Origin of the sequence: Mycolicibacterium madagascariense (assembly GCF_010729665.1) — a bacterium.
GTDB lineage: Bacteria > Actinomycetota > Actinomycetes > Mycobacteriales > Mycobacteriaceae > Mycobacterium > Mycobacterium madagascariense.
In genome coordinates, this window is the sequence record NZ_AP022610.1 from 3,507,312 (window position 1) to 3,522,720 (window position 15,409).

General features: G+C 70.6%; 19 protein-coding genes. 14 read left to right on the forward strand and 5 right to left on the reverse strand.

What is annotated here, in order from left to right; all coding sequences use genetic code 11:
* Window positions 1–90: 90 nt before the first annotated feature.
* Window positions 91–1,893: a proteasome ATPase gene (gene arc, locus G6N60_RS16490; RefSeq protein WP_163739300.1), complete on the reverse strand. Its 1,803-nt coding sequence runs from the start codon at window positions 1,891–1,893 to the stop codon at window positions 91–93.
* A 145-nt stretch (window positions 1,894–2,038) separates the two neighbouring features.
* Here arc and G6N60_RS16495 point away from each other — a divergent pair, with 145 nt between their 5' ends.
* On the forward strand, window positions 2,039–2,545 hold the full coding sequence (locus tag G6N60_RS16495; protein ID WP_163739302.1) for an MTB12 family secreted protein: 507 nt from the start codon (window positions 2,039–2,041) through the stop codon (window positions 2,543–2,545).
* 29 nt (window positions 2,546–2,574) lie between these two features.
* A complete protein-coding gene (locus tag G6N60_RS28305; protein WP_179969704.1) occupies window positions 2,575–3,180 on the forward strand; it encodes a lipoprotein LppK in 606 nt (201 codons plus the stop codon).
* Here G6N60_RS28305 and G6N60_RS16505 read toward each other — a convergent pair.
* On the reverse strand, window positions 3,177–4,007 hold the full coding sequence (locus G6N60_RS16505) for a tRNA (adenine-N1)-methyltransferase (protein ID WP_163739304.1): 831 nt from the start codon (window positions 4,005–4,007) through the stop codon (window positions 3,177–3,179). The genes G6N60_RS28305 and G6N60_RS16505 overlap by 4 nt on opposite strands.
* 73 nt (window positions 4,008–4,080) lie before the next feature.
* Here G6N60_RS16505 and G6N60_RS16510 point away from each other — a divergent pair, with 73 nt between their 5' ends.
* Window positions 4,081–4,959: a RecB family exonuclease gene (locus G6N60_RS16510; protein ID WP_246240757.1), complete on the forward strand. Its 879-nt coding sequence runs from the start codon at window positions 4,081–4,083 to the stop codon at window positions 4,957–4,959.
* Complete coding sequence (locus G6N60_RS16515; RefSeq protein WP_163739306.1) at window positions 4,956–5,750, forward strand: thioesterase family protein; 795 nt, start codon at window positions 4,956–4,958, stop codon at window positions 5,748–5,750. Before G6N60_RS16510 ends, G6N60_RS16515 begins: the two co-directional genes overlap by 4 nt.
* 29 nt (window positions 5,751–5,779) lie before the next feature.
* Here G6N60_RS16515 and G6N60_RS16520 read toward each other — a convergent pair whose 3' ends face one another.
* Window positions 5,780–7,099 carry a L,D-transpeptidase gene (locus tag G6N60_RS16520; RefSeq protein WP_407665255.1) on the reverse strand — a complete coding sequence of 440 codons (1,320 nt, stop codon included), beginning with the start codon at window positions 7,097–7,099 and terminating at the stop codon, window positions 5,780–5,782.
* Between the two features lie 218 nt (window positions 7,100–7,317).
* On the opposite strand from G6N60_RS16520, the gene G6N60_RS16525 reads away from it, so the two are divergent.
* Window positions 7,318–7,491 (forward strand): hypothetical protein, encoded by a 174-nt coding sequence (locus G6N60_RS16525; protein WP_163739308.1) that lies wholly within the window; start codon window positions 7,318–7,320, stop codon window positions 7,489–7,491.
* Window positions 7,492–7,663: 172 nt separating this feature from the next.
* On the opposite strand, the gene G6N60_RS16530 is transcribed toward G6N60_RS16525, so the two are convergent.
* Entirely contained in the window at window positions 7,664–8,041 is a 378-nt protein-coding gene (locus G6N60_RS16530) for a hypothetical protein (protein WP_163739310.1), read from the reverse strand.
* Window positions 8,042–8,094: 53 nt separating this feature from the next.
* On the opposite strand from G6N60_RS16530, the gene G6N60_RS16535 reads away from it, so the two are divergent.
* From G6N60_RS16535 to G6N60_RS16570, 8 genes are all read left to right on the forward strand, one after another.
* On the forward strand, window positions 8,095–8,694 hold the full coding sequence (locus G6N60_RS16535) for a thermonuclease family protein (RefSeq protein ID WP_246240760.1): 600 nt from the start codon (window positions 8,095–8,097) through the stop codon (window positions 8,692–8,694).
* 75 nt (window positions 8,695–8,769) lie between these two features.
* Entirely contained in the window at window positions 8,770–9,243 is a 474-nt protein-coding gene (locus G6N60_RS16540; protein ID WP_163730772.1) for a hypothetical protein, read from the forward strand.
* A 61-nt stretch (window positions 9,244–9,304) separates the two neighbouring features.
* Window positions 9,305–10,048, forward strand: a complete 744-nt coding sequence (locus G6N60_RS16545; RefSeq protein ID WP_163739312.1) for a DUF4333 domain-containing protein — start codon at window positions 9,305–9,307, stop codon at window positions 10,046–10,048.
* Window positions 10,049–10,198: 150 nt separating this feature from the next.
* Complete coding sequence (locus G6N60_RS16550; protein WP_163739314.1) at window positions 10,199–11,263, forward strand: glycosyltransferase family protein; 1,065 nt, start codon at window positions 10,199–10,201, stop codon at window positions 11,261–11,263.
* The gene (locus G6N60_RS16555; RefSeq protein WP_163739316.1) at window positions 11,260–12,459 is read left to right on the forward strand and encodes a glycosyltransferase; all 1,200 of its coding nucleotides are present in this window, start codon (window positions 11,260–11,262) and stop codon (window positions 12,457–12,459) included. The genes G6N60_RS16550 and G6N60_RS16555 overlap by 4 nt, the downstream gene beginning before the upstream one ends.
* Window positions 12,347–13,360, forward strand: coding sequence for a glycosyltransferase (locus G6N60_RS16560; RefSeq protein WP_163739318.1), 1,014 nt, complete (start codon window positions 12,347–12,349; stop codon window positions 13,358–13,360). The genes G6N60_RS16555 and G6N60_RS16560 overlap by 113 nt, the downstream gene beginning before the upstream one ends.
* Entirely contained in the window at window positions 13,357–14,178 is an 822-nt protein-coding gene (locus G6N60_RS16565; RefSeq protein ID WP_163739319.1) for a glycosyltransferase family 2 protein, read from the forward strand. Before G6N60_RS16560 ends, G6N60_RS16565 begins: the two co-directional genes overlap by 4 nt.
* 122 nt (window positions 14,179–14,300) lie before the next feature.
* Window positions 14,301–14,504, forward strand: a complete 204-nt coding sequence (locus G6N60_RS16570; RefSeq protein WP_163739321.1) for a cold-shock protein — start codon at window positions 14,301–14,303, stop codon at window positions 14,502–14,504.
* Between the two features lie 15 nt (window positions 14,505–14,519).
* Here the strand turns inward: G6N60_RS16570 and G6N60_RS16575 are convergent, their stop codons facing one another.
* Window positions 14,520–14,837, reverse strand: a complete 318-nt coding sequence (locus G6N60_RS16575; RefSeq protein ID WP_163739323.1) for a hypothetical protein — start codon at window positions 14,835–14,837, stop codon at window positions 14,520–14,522.
* 77 nt (window positions 14,838–14,914) lie between these two features.
* On the opposite strand from G6N60_RS16575, the gene G6N60_RS16580 reads away from it, so the two are divergent.
* Entirely contained in the window at window positions 14,915–15,385 is a 471-nt protein-coding gene (locus G6N60_RS16580) for an ATP-binding protein (protein ID WP_163739325.1), read from the forward strand.
* Window positions 15,386–15,409 lie beyond the last annotated feature (24 nt).

Sequence of the window (15,409 nt, forward strand, 5' to 3'; positions counted from 1 at the left end):
AAGCCCGGCGGTGGCGGTCGTGCGCCTCGACCCGGGACGGCGAACGGCCCAGCTCCCGCGGGAGCTGGGCCGTATCGGACGTTGCTGGCCCTACAGGTACTGACCCAGGTTGGATTCGGTGTCGATGGCCCTGCTCGCCGACGAGCTCTTGCCCGTGACGAGCGTGCGGATGTAGACGATCCGCTCGCCCTTCTTGCCCGAGATCCTGGCCCAGTCGTCCGGATTGGTCGTGTTGGGCAGATCCTCGTTCTCGGCGAACTCGTCGACGATCGAGTCGAGCAGGTGCTGAATGCGCAACCCGCGCTGACCGCTCTCCAGCACCGACTTGATCGCGTACTTCTTGGCACGGTCGACGACGTTCTGGATCATCGCGCCCGAGTTGAAGTCCTTGAAGTACATGACCTCCTTGTCACCGTTGGCATAGGTGACCTCGAGGAACCGGTTGTCGTCGATCTCGGCGTACATCCGGTCGACGACCTTCTCGATCATCGTCTTGATCGTGATGGCCCGGTCACCGGAGAACTCGTCGAGGTCGTCGGCGTGCACCGGCAGGTCCACGGTCAGGTACTTCGAGAAGATGTCCATCGCCGACTCGGCGTCGGGCCGCTCGATCTTGATCTTCACGTCGAGGCGGCCGGGCCGCAGGATCGCCGGGTCGATCATGTCCTCGCGGTTGGAGGCGCCGATCACGATGACGTTCTCCAGGCCCTCGACGCCGTCGATCTCCGACAGCAGCTGCGGGACCACCGTGGTCTCGACGTCGGAGCTGACGCCGGTGCCACGGGTGCGGAAGATCGAGTCCATCTCGTCGAAGAACACGATGACGGGCGTGCCCTCCGATGCCTTCTCCCTGGCCCGCTGGAAGATCAGGCGGATGTGCCGCTCGGTCTCGCCGACGAACTTGTTGAGCAGCTCGGGGCCCTTGATGTTGAGGAAGTAGGACTTCGCCTCGCGGGCGTCCTCGCCGCGCACCTCGGCCATCTTCTTCGCCAGCGAATTCGCGACGGCCTTGGCGATGAGTGTCTTGCCGCACCCGGGCGGGCCGTAGAGCAACACGCCCTTCGGTGGCCGCAGCGAGTACTCGCGGTAGAGGTCCTTGTGCAGGAACGGCAGCTCGACGGCATCGCGGATCTGCTCGATCTGGCGGGTCAGGCCACCGATGTCGTGGTAGCTGACGTCGGGCACCTCCTCCAGGACGAGATCCTCGACCTCGGCCTTTGGGATGCGCTCGAACGCATAGCCGGCCTTGGTGTCGACCAGCAGCGAGTCTCCGGGACGGAGCTTGCGCGGCTTCCAGTCGTCGTCGTTGCCGTCGGCGTCCGCCTCGTCGGGCAGGAACTCCGCGGCCACCAGAGGTTCGGCCAGCCACACGATGCGTTCCTCGTCGGCGTGCCCGACGACGAGCGCCCGGTGTCCGTCGGCCAGGATCTCGCGCAGCGTGCTGATCTCGCCGACGGCCTCGTAGGCGCCCGCCTCGACGACCGTCAACGCCTCGTTGAGCCGGACCGTCTGGCCCTGCTTGAGATCCTTGACCTCGATGTTCGGCGAGCACGTCAGCCGCATCTTGCGTCCGGAGGTGAACACGTCGACCGTGTCGTCCTCGTGGGTCGCCAGCAGCACCCCGTAACCGCTGGGCGGTTGCCCGAGCCGGTCCACTTCCTCACGCAGCGCCAGCAACTGCTGACGGGCCTCCTTGAGGGTGTCCATCAGCTTGGCGTTGCGCGCGGCCAGGGAATCGATGCGCGTCTCGAGCTGGTGTACGTCCCGAGCGCTGCGCAGGCCGCTGTTCGGACCCACCGCTTGCTCGAGTTGCTCTCGCAGCATGGCGGCTTCGCGCCGAAGCTGCTCCAATTCGGCGGCATCCTCGCCGGACATGGGCTGTCGTTCACTCATGTTGCGCCCCTCCCCGCACCGAAAGTTGGTGCAGTAACACCTTCAACGCTACCGGCGATTCAGAGTTCGTGTGCGGTGTAGGAATTCGACACACCAGCAACACTGTTAGCCTCCTATGTGAGCACGACCGATCGGAAGGACAGCCGTGATCCTGAAATCCCTCGTTACCGGCGTGGCAGCAGCAGCCGTCGTAGCCGCAGCAGCGGGCGGTGTGACGTCTATTGCACAGAGCGCGAGCTCGGGCGCGTCATCGACCACGGCGGCCATCCAACCCGTCGTGATGGGCATCCCGCTACCGCAGGCGCCGTCGCCGCAACTGCAGCAGCCGCTGACCGACACCCTCACCGGACTCGCCGGACCCGGCTCGTTCTCCGGCGCAAAGGGCACCTACATCGAGGGCGGCCTCGGCCGCTTCGAGAGCATTGCCGCCGACCGTGAGTACAACAAGGCCGCGCAAGAGGGCTACTTCCCCCTGACGTTCCTCGTCGCCGACATCGACTCCGACGGCACGACCGCGACCGCAAACGTCACGGCCACCGCCGCCACCGGCGCCACCAAGACCGTGCCCGTGTCCTTCGTCGCGGGACCGAGCCCCAGCGGATGGCAGCTGTCCAAGCAGTCCGCGCTGGCCCTGCTGTCCTCGTCGAGCTAGTCCGCCTCCCGGCGGAGCCGTAACCGTCGGTGCACCGCACCCTCGTCCTCGTCCTGAGCGCCGTCACCTCGGTGGCGGCGCTCGGGCTTGCCGGGTGTGGTGACGATCGGCCACCGGCCTCCGCCACCGAGGGCACGACGTTGAACTCGGCGATGCCGACCGCGCCGCTCGCCGCTCCCCTACCCCCGGTCGACCAGCTGACGGGGGTCATCCAGCGGCTCGCCGATACTTCCGTTCCCGCTGATCAGAAGCTCGGCCTGGTGCAATATGCGACGGCCGAGGACCTGCCCGCGCTCGCCAATTTCGGCGAGGCCCTCAAGGACAGCGGCTACGTTCCGCTGACGGTCGACGCGACCGACCTCGCCTGGGCGGGCGCCCCGGGCCACCTGACCGCCGTGGTCACGATCGCGGCGGGCAATCCCGCGGCTCCGCCGTTCACCTTTCCGATGGAGTTCGTGCCGGTCAGGGACGGCTGGCAGCTGAGCCGGAACACGGCGGACCAACTGCTGCCGCTCGTCACCGCCGCCACCCCGACCACTGCGCCGCCGACCCCCGCTCCGCCACCGGCCCCCGCACCGCCGCCGTCCCCGGCTCCCGCCCCCGCGCCGGCACCGACGCCGACGCCGACCGGTTAGACCGTCGGCCGCTTGCGGCGGTACGGCGTCGGCGTGACCGTGCCGGGCGCCAGTTTGCGAGCGCACACCAGGAATGCGGTGTGCCCGCGCATCGAGTGCTGCGGCCGCACCGCCAGCCCGACGACGTCCCAGCCGCGCTGCAGCGACTCCCACGCCCGCGGTTCGGTCCAGCAAAGTTGCTCGCGCATCGCTTCCACGACCCGTGACAATTGCGTGACGGTCGCGACGTAGACCATCAGCACTCCCCCGGACACCAGGGCTCCGGCCACCGCCTCCAGCACCTCCCACGGCGCCAGCATGTCGAGCACCGCGCGGTCCACCTCGGGTCCGTCGTAGGTGACGAGGTCCGCGATCCGCAGGTCCCAGTTGGGCGGCTTCTCGCCGAAGAACGTGGTGACGTTGCGCTCGGCATGAACGGCGTGGTCCTCGCGCACCTCGTAGGACACGACGGTGCCCCCGGGCCCGACGGCGCGCAGCAGCGAGCACGTCAGCGCGCCCGACCCGGCGCCCGCCTCCAGCACGCGGGCCCCGGGGAAGACGTCACCCTCGTGCACGATCTGAGCCGCGTCCTTGGGATAGATGACCTGCGCACCGCGCGGCATCGACAGGACGTAGTCGATGAGCAGCGGCCGCAGCACCAGGAACGGGTCGCCGTTGGTGGACTTGACCACCGAGCCCTCGGGCTGGCCGAGCACCGAGTCGTGAGTGATCGCGCCGCGGTGGGTGTGGAACTCGCCGCCGGGCGCGAGCACCATCGTGTAGTGCCGGCCCTTCGCGTCCGTCAGCTGGACGCGATCGCCGACCTCGAACGGCCCGGTGCGTTTCACGCCCCGTAGCCTGCCAGCAGACCCGCCGCGACGGGTCCTCGGGGTTGTCGGCCGCGCGTCCTAAGCTTCGGGTGTGAGTGACGACGCGGCGGCAGGGGTGGCCACGGCGGAGCCCGATCGGCCCGTCCGGCGTCCCGCGCTGTCGCCGTCGCGGGCCAGCGACTTCAAGCAGTGCCCACTGCTCTATCGGCTGCGGGCCATCGATCGGCTCCCCGAGCCGTCCTCGCCCGCGCAGGTGCGCGGGTCGGTCGTGCACGGCGCGCTGGAGCGGCTGTACGCGCTGCCCGCGGTCGACCGCGACCCCGGCACCGCCATGAGGTTGGTCGAGCCGGCGTGGGCGGAGGTCGCGGCGTCGCGTCCCGACGTCGCGAGCGAGCTGGATCCGGAGGTGCAGGCACGGCTCCTCGACGAAGCCCGCAGTCTGTTGTCGGGGTACTACCGCCTGGAGGACCCGACGCGCTTCGACCCCGAGAGCTGCGAGCAGCGGGTCGAGGTCGAGTTGTCCGACGGCACCCTGCTGCGCGGTTTCGTCGACCGCATCGACGTGGCCGCGACCGGAGAGTTGCGGGTGGTCGACTACAAGACGGGTCGGGCACCCGACGTCGCGCGCGAGCTCGCCGAGGCCAAGGCGCTGTTCCAGATGAAGTTCTACGCGGTGGCGCTGCTGCGCTCGCGCGGTGTGCTGGCCGCGCGGCTGCGCCTGCTGTACCTGGCCGACGGTCAGGTGCTCGACTACACCCCCGACCTCGACGAGCTCCTGCGCTTCGAGAAGACGCTGATGGCGATGTGGCACGCGATCCGTGCCGCGGGGGTCACCGGTGACTTTCGGCCCAACCCGTCGCGCATGTGCGACTGGTGCGCCCACCACGCCCACTGCCCGATCTTCGGTGGCACGCCGCCGCCCTATCCGGGCTGGCCGACCGTCGGCGAACCCGCGGAGCCCGCGGCGTGATCACCAGTCTCTATCGCAGGCTCGGGGTCGACGGTGAGTATCAGCTCTTCGAGTCCACCCTGGGGACGGCGAGCAACTGGAACGCCGAGATCCAGCACGGGTCACCGCCGCTGGCGTTGATGACGAAGGTCATCGAGGAGCTGGCGGCGCCGTCCGGGTTGCGCGTCGGACGTCTGCTGCTCGACATCCTCGGCGCCATTCCGGTCGCACCGGTTCGGGTCAGGGCATGGGTGGACAGGCCGGGCACGCGCATCTCCCTCGTGGTCGCCGAGATGTCGCCCCTGGCCGAGGGCTCCCGCGGCCGTCCGGTGGCGCGGGTCAGCGCGTGGCTGCTCGCGCCGTCGGACACCAGCGACGTGGTGACCGACCGCCATCCCCCGCTCGTCGAGGGCGAGCCGATGGCCGTGACGCACGGCTGGCACGGTGCACCCGGATATCTGGAGACGATCACCTGGCGCAATCAGGCGACGCCGCCCGGTGAGGCCGCGATCGCGTGGATGAGTCCGCTGGTGCCACTGGTCGACGCCGAGGAGACCACCGGCCTGCAACGGCTGGCCATGGTGGTCGACTCCGCCAATGGCGTTGGGGCAGCACTGGATCCGAGCCGATTCGTGTTCATGAACACCGACACGGCCGTGCACCTGCACCGGTTGCCCCGGGGCGAGGACTTCGCGGTGCGGGCCCGCGGGTCGATCGGGCCCGACGGCATCGGCGCCACGACGGCGGAGATCTTCGATCGCGACGGCTTCATCGGCACGTCGGCGCAGACCCTGCTGGTGCAACGCAGCTAGGCCCGTACGGGTGTCGGCGCCCGGGGCCGTCACTCGTCGTGCAGGGCGCTGCCCTTCGTCCACTGCTCCCACGGCATGGTCCAGTCGCCGTTCTGGTCCAGCCGCAGGGGCGGACCACCGGTGTTGCGGACCTCGACGATGTCACCCGGTATCGAGAAGTCGTAGAACCACTTGGCGTTGTCGCCGCTCAGGTTGAGGCACCCGTGGCTGGTGTCGGTGTTGCCCTGCGCCCATATCGTGGCGTTGAGCTGATGCAGATAGATGCCGTCCCCGCTGATCTGGGTGGCCCAGGGAATGGTTTCGCGGTAGCCGAGGCTGCTGTCGACGGGCAGGCCGAACGTCGAGGAGTCCATGACGACGGGGTTGGCCTTGCCGATCACCGAGTAGACGCCGGGCGGGGTCCAGAAGGACAGCGTCCGGTCGCCGAAGGTCTTGGTGCCGCCCATGCCCATCGACGTGGGCATCGTGCGGACCACCTGGCCGTTGTCGTAGACGGTGACCTGCTTGGTGACGTCGTCGGCGACCGAGACGTGGGAGTCGCCGATGGTGAAGCCGACCCGCTGGTCCTGCTCGCCGTACAGGCCGTCGCCCAACTTGGTGCCATAGACGTCGGCCGAGACGTCGACCCGGGTGCCCGGTGCGTAGTACTTCTGCGGGCGCCAGTGCGCGGTCTGGTCGTCGGTCCAGTACCAGGACCCGAGCGTCCTCGGCTCGGTGGTGACGCGCAGATGTCGTTCGGCGGCGGCCTTGTCGGTGATCGGCTCGTCGAAGTGGGCGACGACGATCATGCCGACCCCGTAGGTGCCGCCGTCCTGGATCGGCGCGTAGCCGACGGTATTGAGGTAGACCTGGGTCTGGCTGGTGGGGTCCACGGTGGTGAAGCTGGACGTCTGCCGCGTCGGCATCCCGCCGGGCCCGCGGCCGGCCAGCGTGACGGTGTAGGTGCGGCCGTAGCCGAGGGGGATGCTCGGCGCCCAGGAGGTGCCGTCGGGGGCCAGGGCGCCGGGGATCTCCCGGCCGTCGTCGTTGACCATCGAGACGGCGTCGATCCGCCCCGTGACGGCGGAGACCCGGACCGCGTCGGTCGGGCTCACGTCAGTGGCGCCGGCGGCCGGCGTGACGACGAGCTTCGCCGGCTCGGTGGGCGAGGGCGGCGGCGGAGGGGACGGCCTCGGCGCGATCCCCGCGGCCATGTTTTGGCAGCGGCCGGGACCGCAGTCCGGTGCGCTGGACGCGACGATCGCCGCGGTGGTGACCAGCAGCGCGGTCAGACCCACCGCGCCAGCACCGCGGCCACGGGCAATGAACGACAAACGGTGCTCCAAGGGAATAGACGAGGGGTCTGGCACGATCGACGACGTGCACCAGTGCGCCAATCGTAAAGGGCCGCATGGCTTGGCGCCGGGTTGCCGCTGGGCGCGTCGCGTGTCGCGCGCCACCCGCGTGTCGACCGCCACAGGTGTTCTTCGACAAATGAGCGACGTTTCTAAGCAAACTATTAGGTTGCCTACCTAGCTTTTGGGTATCCGGATCTCGACGATCCGGAACCCCGAAGAAAGGCCTGGCGATGACTTCAGCGGTCGACAACGCGACGCGCTGCCCACGGTGCGACGGCGACCTCGATTACCGCCTCGGCGTGGCCGACGGCGGAGGGTTCCGCTACGACGTGTCGTGCCTCTCGTGCGGCGATCTGTACTACCACTTCAGCACCCCGCTGGCGGAGCTTCCCACCGCCGCCTGATCCACCAACCCCCCTGGCCCCGTCCTACCCGGTCGCCCTGCAGCGACTCCGAGGTTGAATGCCAGGAACGGGGTTTACCGTAGACCAGGGAGTTCCCCCACTCCCCGTGAATCTCGGCCCGTCACCTCCTCCCCCTTGGTGACGGGCCGAGTTCGTCTGCGGCTGTGCGTGTTCAGGCCTCCGCCCCGGCGGCGGCCCATGGTTCGGCACGCCCCTCCGGTGCCGACATCGCGTCCGTCGACGCCCGCGCCACGTCGGCCAGCAGGAGGCGCAACCGCGGTTCGGCGTCCTGGCCGAGATAGCACCCGAGCCACGTGCCGACGGTGGCGAGCAGATCCTCGCCGATGGCGATCCGATCCCTGGCGATGGCGGTGATCAGCACGTCGATCGCCGCGAACGTCTCGCCGATGCCGATGGCGATGTGGACGTCGTCGGCCTCGGCCCGCGCCATGTGCGGGCGCGCCGCCGCCACGAGCTCCCAGGCCAGAGCCGTGTCGTCGGGCACCTTCGCCACCGCAGCGGTGCGCGTCGGCCTGCCGGGTGTTGCCATCGTGATCTCATTCAGTCGGGTCCGGGACTGTGTCGCGATCTACGGTAGGCGGTGTGACGGGTTCGTGCGCGGCGGCGGCGGGTGTGCCGGGCGCCGTCGGACACCACCGGCGGGCCGCCCGGGCGGCACTGTTGCTGTTCGCCGGCGTGACGGCGCTGACCGTCATCGTGGACACCTCGCCGCCGCCTGTCGCTCGCGCCGACGCGGTGCCGACCACCGCGGTGGTGTTGCGGGTCGTCGACGGCGACACGGTCGACGTCCGCGACGACGTGCGCGGGCGGCTGCGGATCCGCCTGCTCGGCATCGACAGTCCCGAGACGAAGAAACCGGGCTACACCGTCGCCTGCTGGGGCGAGGAGGCCAGTCGGTTCGCCACGGAAACGCTTCTCGGACAACGGGTTGCGCTCATCGGCGACCCGTCGCAGGACCGGACCGATCGCTACGGTCGCACCCTGGCCTACCTCGACCTCGCCGACGGCTGGGACTACTCGGTGGAGGCCGCCCGCGCCGGCGCCGCACACTCCTACGTCTATCGCGGCCGCCCGGTCGAGCGCGCGGCCGCCATCGACGCGGCCGAGCAGGAGGCCCGCGACGCCGGGCGCGGGCTCTGGGGGCCACCCTGCTTCGGGCACACCGACTCCGTGCCGCGCTGACGCGGCCCGACGCCTTCTCACAGCTGGCGTGGGCGTGTCTGAGAGGCCCGCCGCCCGACGGTCGTGGCACCGTTGATGGAGACGTCGCACGACCCGCGCGACCAGATCCCGATCAGGCTGACCATGAGCATGGACCGACCCACCCGCGTCGTCTGCGACTGTTGCGACCTGGACTTCCCCGAGTGGATGGCGTCGGACGAATGGGAGGCCGGCGACCGGTCCCGCGGCTGGTGCTGCCCCACGTGCGAGCACCATCTGGGTGACGAACTGCTCCTCGCCCGCGACCACGAGGACGAGCTGCGCCTGCGCCTGGACAACGCGCTCGCCGACCTCGACGCCGAGACCTACCGCGCCGAGGACCACCGCGAGAAGATGCTGGCCGCCTTTCGGGCCCGCGACCACGTCCTCAAGCAGTTCGAGCGGCTGGCGCGCTACCACCGCGCCACCGAGCACGGCTGCATCTGCGGTAAGCGCAACTGCGAGACCCTGGCCGTGGTGGACGCCGACTGGATCACCGACCGGATCGCGGCGATGTACCGGCACGGTTAGCCGACCCGGCCGGGTACCTTGGCGTCGGCGGGCACGACGGTCGACGGTGCAGGAGGGTCCCTTGAGGCGGGCAGTGGCGGCAGCGGTGGGCTGCCTGGCCGTTGCCGCCCTGACGGCGTCGGGGTGCGGCGGGCCCGATCAGCGCGATGCGACCCCCGTCGTCTCCAAAGAAGCGCTGCGCGAACATGTCTCGAACCAATTGACCGCGGCGGGCCGGGCCCCTCGGTCGGTCACCTGCCCGGCCGACCTGGTGGGCGAGGTCGGCAGAACTGCGTCGTGCGACGTCGTCCTCGGTGACGGCGGGGGCATGCGGGCGAACGCGCGGGTGACCGCCGTCGACGGCACCGCCGTCGCGTACGACACCACGCCGTCGATGACCCAGGGCCAGCTGGACGAGTCGTTGCGGGCCGCCGTGCGGCGGGCGGGGTCCGCCGCCGTCGACGCGGTGTCGTGTGAGTCCGGGCTCGCGGGCACCGTCGGTTCGACCGCCTTCTGCAACGTCACCACCGGCCCCACGACGGTCCATCAGATGGTGGCCGTCAACCACGTCGACGGCCTCGTCATGACCTTCGTGGTCGTGCCGCACATCGCGAAGGCCGACCTCGAGGCCTCCCTGCAGGCCAGGGTGCAGCAGCAGCTCGGCCAACGGCCCTATGCCGCCGCGTGCCGGGACGACCTGCAGGGCGTGCCGGGCTCCACCGTGGCCTGCGACGTGTTCGTCGGCGCAGGTCCGCGCCCCTTCACGCTGGTGGTCACCACCGTGCGCGGCGAAGACATCGACTACCGGTTCGCCCCCTCGCAGTAGCGGGTTTCCCGGGCGGGGGGCCGGGTATGTGCACGTCCAGTGTCCTCCAGCAGCCGCGGGGACTCGTCTCGGCGTCAGCGACGACGCAGGTCACCTCCGTGGGCGCCGAGACGAGTCGACCCCACGCTGCGCCGTCGTGAAGGAGTTGCAGTGTTACGGGTCGCCTCGGTGCCGGCGTCGCACGTGTACGTTCGCCATCTCGCCCACCCCGGTGGGGGCGACGGAGTGCGCCGACTGCCCGATCCCGACCCCGCCGACGGACACGTCGCGCCCGGCAAGTGGTGGCCGCCGGCGATGTTCGAGCCGGGCTGGGTGACCGAGCACCACCGGCTCTTCGACGTGTTTCACGTGCACTTCGGATTCGACTCCTGCTCACCGCGAGTCCTCGAGTCGGTGCTGCGCGAACTCGACGAGCACGACAAGCCGCTCGTCTACACCGTGCACGATCTGCGCAACCCGCACCACCCCCAGCGGACGGCACACGACGAGCAACAGGACGTGCTGATCACCGCGGCGCATTCCCTGATCACGTTGACTCCCGGTGCGGCACAACACATCTCCGATCGGTGGCAGCGCACGCCCGTGGTGCTGCCCCATCCCCACGTGCTGGACCCGGCCCGCATCGAGGCGCCCCGCCCCGACGGCGGACCGTTCGTCGTCGCGGTGCACGCGAAGAGCCTGCGCGCCAACATGGATCCGCTGACCGTGCTGGACGCGCTCGCGCCGATCGTCGGCGAGATTCCTGGCGCCGTCCTTCGCATCGACGTGCACGACGAGATCTTCGAGCCCGAGAACCATTGGTACGCACCGGATCTCGGTCTAGCACTGCTGCGGTACGGTGACCACCCCCACGTCGAGGTGAGCGTGCACCCCCTGTTCACCGACGACGAACTGTGGGCGTACCTGTCCGACGTGTCGGTGTCGGTGCTCGCCTACCGCTTCGGCACCCATTCCGGTTGGCTGGAGGCGTGTTTCGACCTCGGCACCGCCGTCATCGCGCCGAGTTGCGGGTTCTACGGCGAACAGCGGCCGTGCGAGGTCTACGAGCTGACCGAGACCACTTTCGACGCGACGTCGCTGCGCGATGCGGTGCACGCCAGTCACGACCGCTGGCGGGCCGGTGAGGTCCCGCGGGCCACGTGGGAGCAGCGCCTGGCCGAACGCGTCGCGGTCGCCGACGCCCACTACGACGTCTACTCGGCAGCAGTGGCATGAGCGCACCGTTGCGCGTCGCGCTGATCGCCTCCAACCGCTTTCCCCTGCGCCAGCCCTTCGCGGGCGGGCTCGAGGCGCACGTCTGGCAGCTGGCCCGCGCGCTGGCCGACCGCGGCCACGACGTGTCGCTGTTCGCCGCACCCGGCTCGGACCCCGGGCTCGGCTGCGACACCCTCACCGTCAGGGAGCTGACGTTGTCGGCTGCGGCGCTTGCGGATTCGTCGATGCCCGCGGCCGCCCACATGTCCGATCACCACGCCTACCTGAGCCTCATGATGAGTCTCGCCAGGGCCGGCGGCGGTGGATACGACGTGATCCACAACCACAGCCTGCACCACCTGCCCGTCGCGATGGCACCCATGGTGCCGACGCCGATGCTGACCACCGTGCACACCCCGCCGACGCCGTGGCTGGAGTCCGCACTGCTCGTCACCGGGGGCGCGGGCACCCGCTTCGCCGCGGTCAGCAGGCACACCGCCGATGCGTGGAGCCATGCCGCGCCCGACGTCACCGTCGTGCCCAACGGCGTGGACACCAACCAGTGGCGCCTCGGGCCGGGCGGTGACGAGTTGGTGTGGTTCGGGCGGATCACCCCGGAGAAGGCGCCGCACCTGGCCATCGAGGCGGCGCGACTGGCGAACCGACCCCTGGTGATCGCCGGACCGGTCAGCGATCAGGCCTACTACGAGGATCTCGTCGCCCCGGGCCTCGGCGGCCGGGTGCGCTACGCGGGCCACCTGCGCCACGACGAACTGAGCCGCCTGGTCGGTCGCTCGGCGGCCGCGCTCGTCACCCCGGTGTGGGACGAGCCCTACGGTCTGGTCGTGGCCGAGGCCATGTCGTGCGGAACACCGGTGGTCGCGTTCGCCCGCGGTGGCATTCCGGAGACCGTCGGGCGCCGAAGCGGGCGCCTGGTCCCGCCGGGAGACACCGCGGCGATGGCCGCGGCCATCCCCGAGGCCATCGCCCTGTCGCGCCCCACGGTGCACGAACACGCGGTGGCGCACTGCTCGGCGGAGGCCATGGTGACCGCGTACCTGCGGCTGTACCGCACCATGCTCGACGACCCGAACGGGAAGAACGATGATCGGCTACTACATCCACCATCACGGTCGCGGGCATCTGCACCGAGCCATCGCCATCTCCGCACACCTTCACCAGCCGGTCACCGTCCTGACCTCGCTGGACGTTCCTAGCCAGCATCCCTTCGCCGGCGTCGTCACCCTGCCCCGCGACGATGCGGGGCCCCGGCGGCCCGACCCCACCGCGTCCGGCGCGCTGCACTGGGCGCCGCACCACGACGACGGTCTGGCCGCGCGAATGGCGTTGGTGGCCAGATGGATCGAGCAGACCCGGCCCTCGGCGATGGTGGTCGACGTGTCGATGGAGGTCGCCACCCTGGCTCGGCTGCTGGGGGTGCCCGTGGTCGTCATGGCGCTGCCCGGCGAGCGCACCGACGCCCCCCACCTCACCGTGCATCAGCTGGCCGACCACCTCATCGCCGCGTGGCCGCCCGGGGCGTACGAGCCGGCGTGGCTGCGTGCCCACGCGTACAAGACCAGCTACGTCGGTGGGATCAGCGTCTTCGCCCACCGTCCCCGTCCCCCGGCTCCCGGTCGCGGCGGCCCCACGCGGATCCTGGTGCTCGGCGGGTCCGGCGGCTCCGCCGTCGACCAGGCCACCGTCGACGCGTGTGCCGCCGCCCTACCCGAGATGGATTGGCGCACACTGGGATTGACGGGCGGTCCGGTCAGCGCCGACCCGTGGCCCGACGTCTGCGCGGCCGACGTCGTCGTGACCCACGCCGGCCAGGGCTGCATCGCCGACGTGGCGGCGGCCCGGCGGCCGGCGATCGTGCTGGCCCAGCGCCGTCCGTTCGGCGAACAGGACGCGACCGCCGACACGCTCGCCCGCAACGGGCTCGCGGTCGTCGTCCGGGAGTGGCCCGCGCACGACGCCTGGCCGGGACTCGTCGACCGGGCCCTGCGTCTGGACCCCGAGCGGTGGCAGAGCTGGCAGACCGAGGACGCCGCCGTCCGCGCCGCCCGCGCCATCGAGGCCACCGCCGACCGCCTCGCACCCGCCGGGGTGCCATGAGGACCGCGGTGATCACCACGGCCCACGGACGCCACGCGCACCTGCGCCGCCAGCTGGCCGGCCTGCGCGGCGGCACCCGTCGGGCCGATCTGCACGTGCTCGTCGCCGTCGACGATCCCGACGTCGCGGCGATCGGGGCGGCCGCGGGCGCCGAGGTCGTGACCTGCGACGGCGGCACCGACGGGCTGCCGATCGGCGCTGCCCGCAACGCGGGCGCCCGCACCGCGCTGGACCGCGACGCCGACCTCCTCGTCTTCCTCGACGTCGACTGCATCCCCGGCGTGCAGCTGCTCGACCGCTACACCGCGGCGGCGGCCACCCCCGAGCACCGTGACGCCCTGCTGTGCGGCCCGGTCACCTACCTCCCGCCCCCGGGGCCCGCCGGCTACCCGGCCACCCTCGAGTCCCTCGTCGACTCGCACCCGGTTCGACCCGCTCCGGGCGACGGCGTGGTCGTCGACGGCTCGGACTACACGCTGTTCTGGTCGCTGTCGTTCGCCGTGTCCGCCGCGACCTGGCAGCGCATCGGCGGCTTCCATCCGGAGTACCGCGGCTACGGGGCCGAGGACACCGACTTCGCCCAAACCGCTTGGGCGGCAGGCGTTCCGCTGCGCTGGGTGGGCGGGGCCCACGCCTTCCACCAACACCACCCCGTGTCGGACCCGCCGGTCGAACACCTCGACGACATCCTGCGCAACGCGGCGGTCTTCCACCGCCGCTGGGGATGGTGGCCCATGCCGGGATGGCTGACGGCGTTCGAGGAGCTCGGGCTGATCGAGCGCGCCTCCGATGGGCGGCCCCGGCGGCGGAGCACCTGACGGGCGGCGCGGCACCGTCGAAGACCGACCGGATCGCGCGCGGCCGCGTAAGGTTTGCACCACGCGGTTGCCCTGCGCGAGCGCGGTGTCACCGGATCGACCGACGAGGAAAGTGGACGGGCATGGCAGAGGGAACCGTGAAGTGGTTCAACGGTGAGAAGGGCTACGGCTTCATCACCCCTGACGACGGTTCGAAGGACGTCTTCGTGCACTATTCGGCCATCGGCGGAAGCGGTTACAAGTCGCTGGAGGAAAACCAGCGCGTGCGCTTCGACGTCGAGCAGGGCCCCAAGGGTCCTCAGGCCACGGGCGTCAGCGCGCTCTAACCGCCGCGGTCCGGCTCACCGGCTGTACGCGGTGAGACCGAACGACGGAATGCTCAGCGACAGCAGTGTCGTCGTGAGCAGAAACCATCCGGCTCCATGCCAGATGGGCCACGTGCGTCCCGACCGCCAGTCGCGATAGGTCTTGGCGAAGGCGCCGAGCGCACCGGCGAACAGTACGACGGGGGTGGCGAACGCCCGCGTGACGTCGTGCTGGTCGCCGACGGCGTACACCGTGCACGCGACGACGCCGACCGCCACCACGACGGCCGAATAGATCATCGCGGCGCGCAGGGCGCCTGGGTCGTGCCAACGCTTCTCGACGTCGTTGGTCATGGGTGCGGGCTTCCCTCCCCCGGCATTTCCAAACGGCTTGATTGAACGATGATCGCAATGGGTACCACGCGCCAGACATGAACGAATCGGCGCTGCCCGGGCCGGCACCACTGGAGCCCGTAGAACGATCGCGCGTGGAGTGGTCGGGCATCAGCGCCGACCCCGCCGGTGCGACGCTCGTCCGCACCGAATTGACCCGTTGGCTCGAGCATCACTTCGCGCTCGACCGGGATCGCACCAGCGACGTCGCGCTCGCCGTCTACGAAGCGTTGGCCAACGCCGTCGAGGCCGCCACCGCCACCGACCCCACCATGGACGTGCACGCGTCCTACGACCCGGGTGATCGGACCCTGGCGGTGACCGTCGTCGACCGTGGCGAGTGGCGGCTGGCGCCCCTCGTCACCAGCCCGGCTCCGTCGCACCGCGGCCGCGGCATACCCTTGATGCGCGCACTGGCCGACCACACCAGGATCGACACCGACGACGGCGGCACGGCGGTGCGGCTCACGTGGCACGGCGTCGAGGCCCTCGACTCGCGCATGGGTTGACCGCGGTCCCCACCGCCGCACCTG

Excerpts from the sequence above, each read along its gene's own strand:
- G6N60_RS16555 (WP_163739316.1), top strand. The coding sequence starts at position 11,260 with ATGAGCGCACCGTTGCGCGTCGCGCTGATCGCCTCCAACCGCTTTCCC.
- G6N60_RS16525 (WP_163739308.1), top strand. The coding sequence starts at position 7,318 with ATGACTTCAGCGGTCGACAACGCGACGCGCTGCCCACGGTGCGACGGC.
- G6N60_RS16540 (WP_163730772.1), top strand. The coding sequence starts at position 8,770 with ATGGAGACGTCGCACGACCCGCGCGACCAGATCCCGATCAGGCTGACC.
- G6N60_RS16530 (WP_163739310.1), bottom strand. The coding sequence starts at position 8,041 with ATGGCAACACCCGGCAGGCCGACGCGCACCGCTGCGGTGGCGAAGGTG.
- G6N60_RS16580 (WP_163739325.1), top strand. The coding sequence starts at position 14,915 with ATGAACGAATCGGCGCTGCCCGGGCCGGCACCACTGGAGCCCGTAGAA.
- G6N60_RS16565 (WP_163739319.1), top strand. The coding sequence starts at position 13,357 with ATGAGGACCGCGGTGATCACCACGGCCCACGGACGCCACGCGCACCTG.
- arc (WP_163739300.1), bottom strand. The coding sequence starts at position 1,893 with ATGAGTGAACGACAGCCCATGTCCGGCGAGGATGCCGCCGAATTGGAG.
- G6N60_RS16570 (WP_163739321.1), top strand. The coding sequence starts at position 14,301 with ATGGCAGAGGGAACCGTGAAGTGGTTCAACGGTGAGAAGGGCTACGGC.
- G6N60_RS16575 (WP_163739323.1), bottom strand. The coding sequence starts at position 14,837 with ATGACCAACGACGTCGAGAAGCGTTGGCACGACCCAGGCGCCCTGCGC.
- G6N60_RS16560 (WP_163739318.1), top strand. The coding sequence starts at position 12,347 with ATGATCGGCTACTACATCCACCATCACGGTCGCGGGCATCTGCACCGA.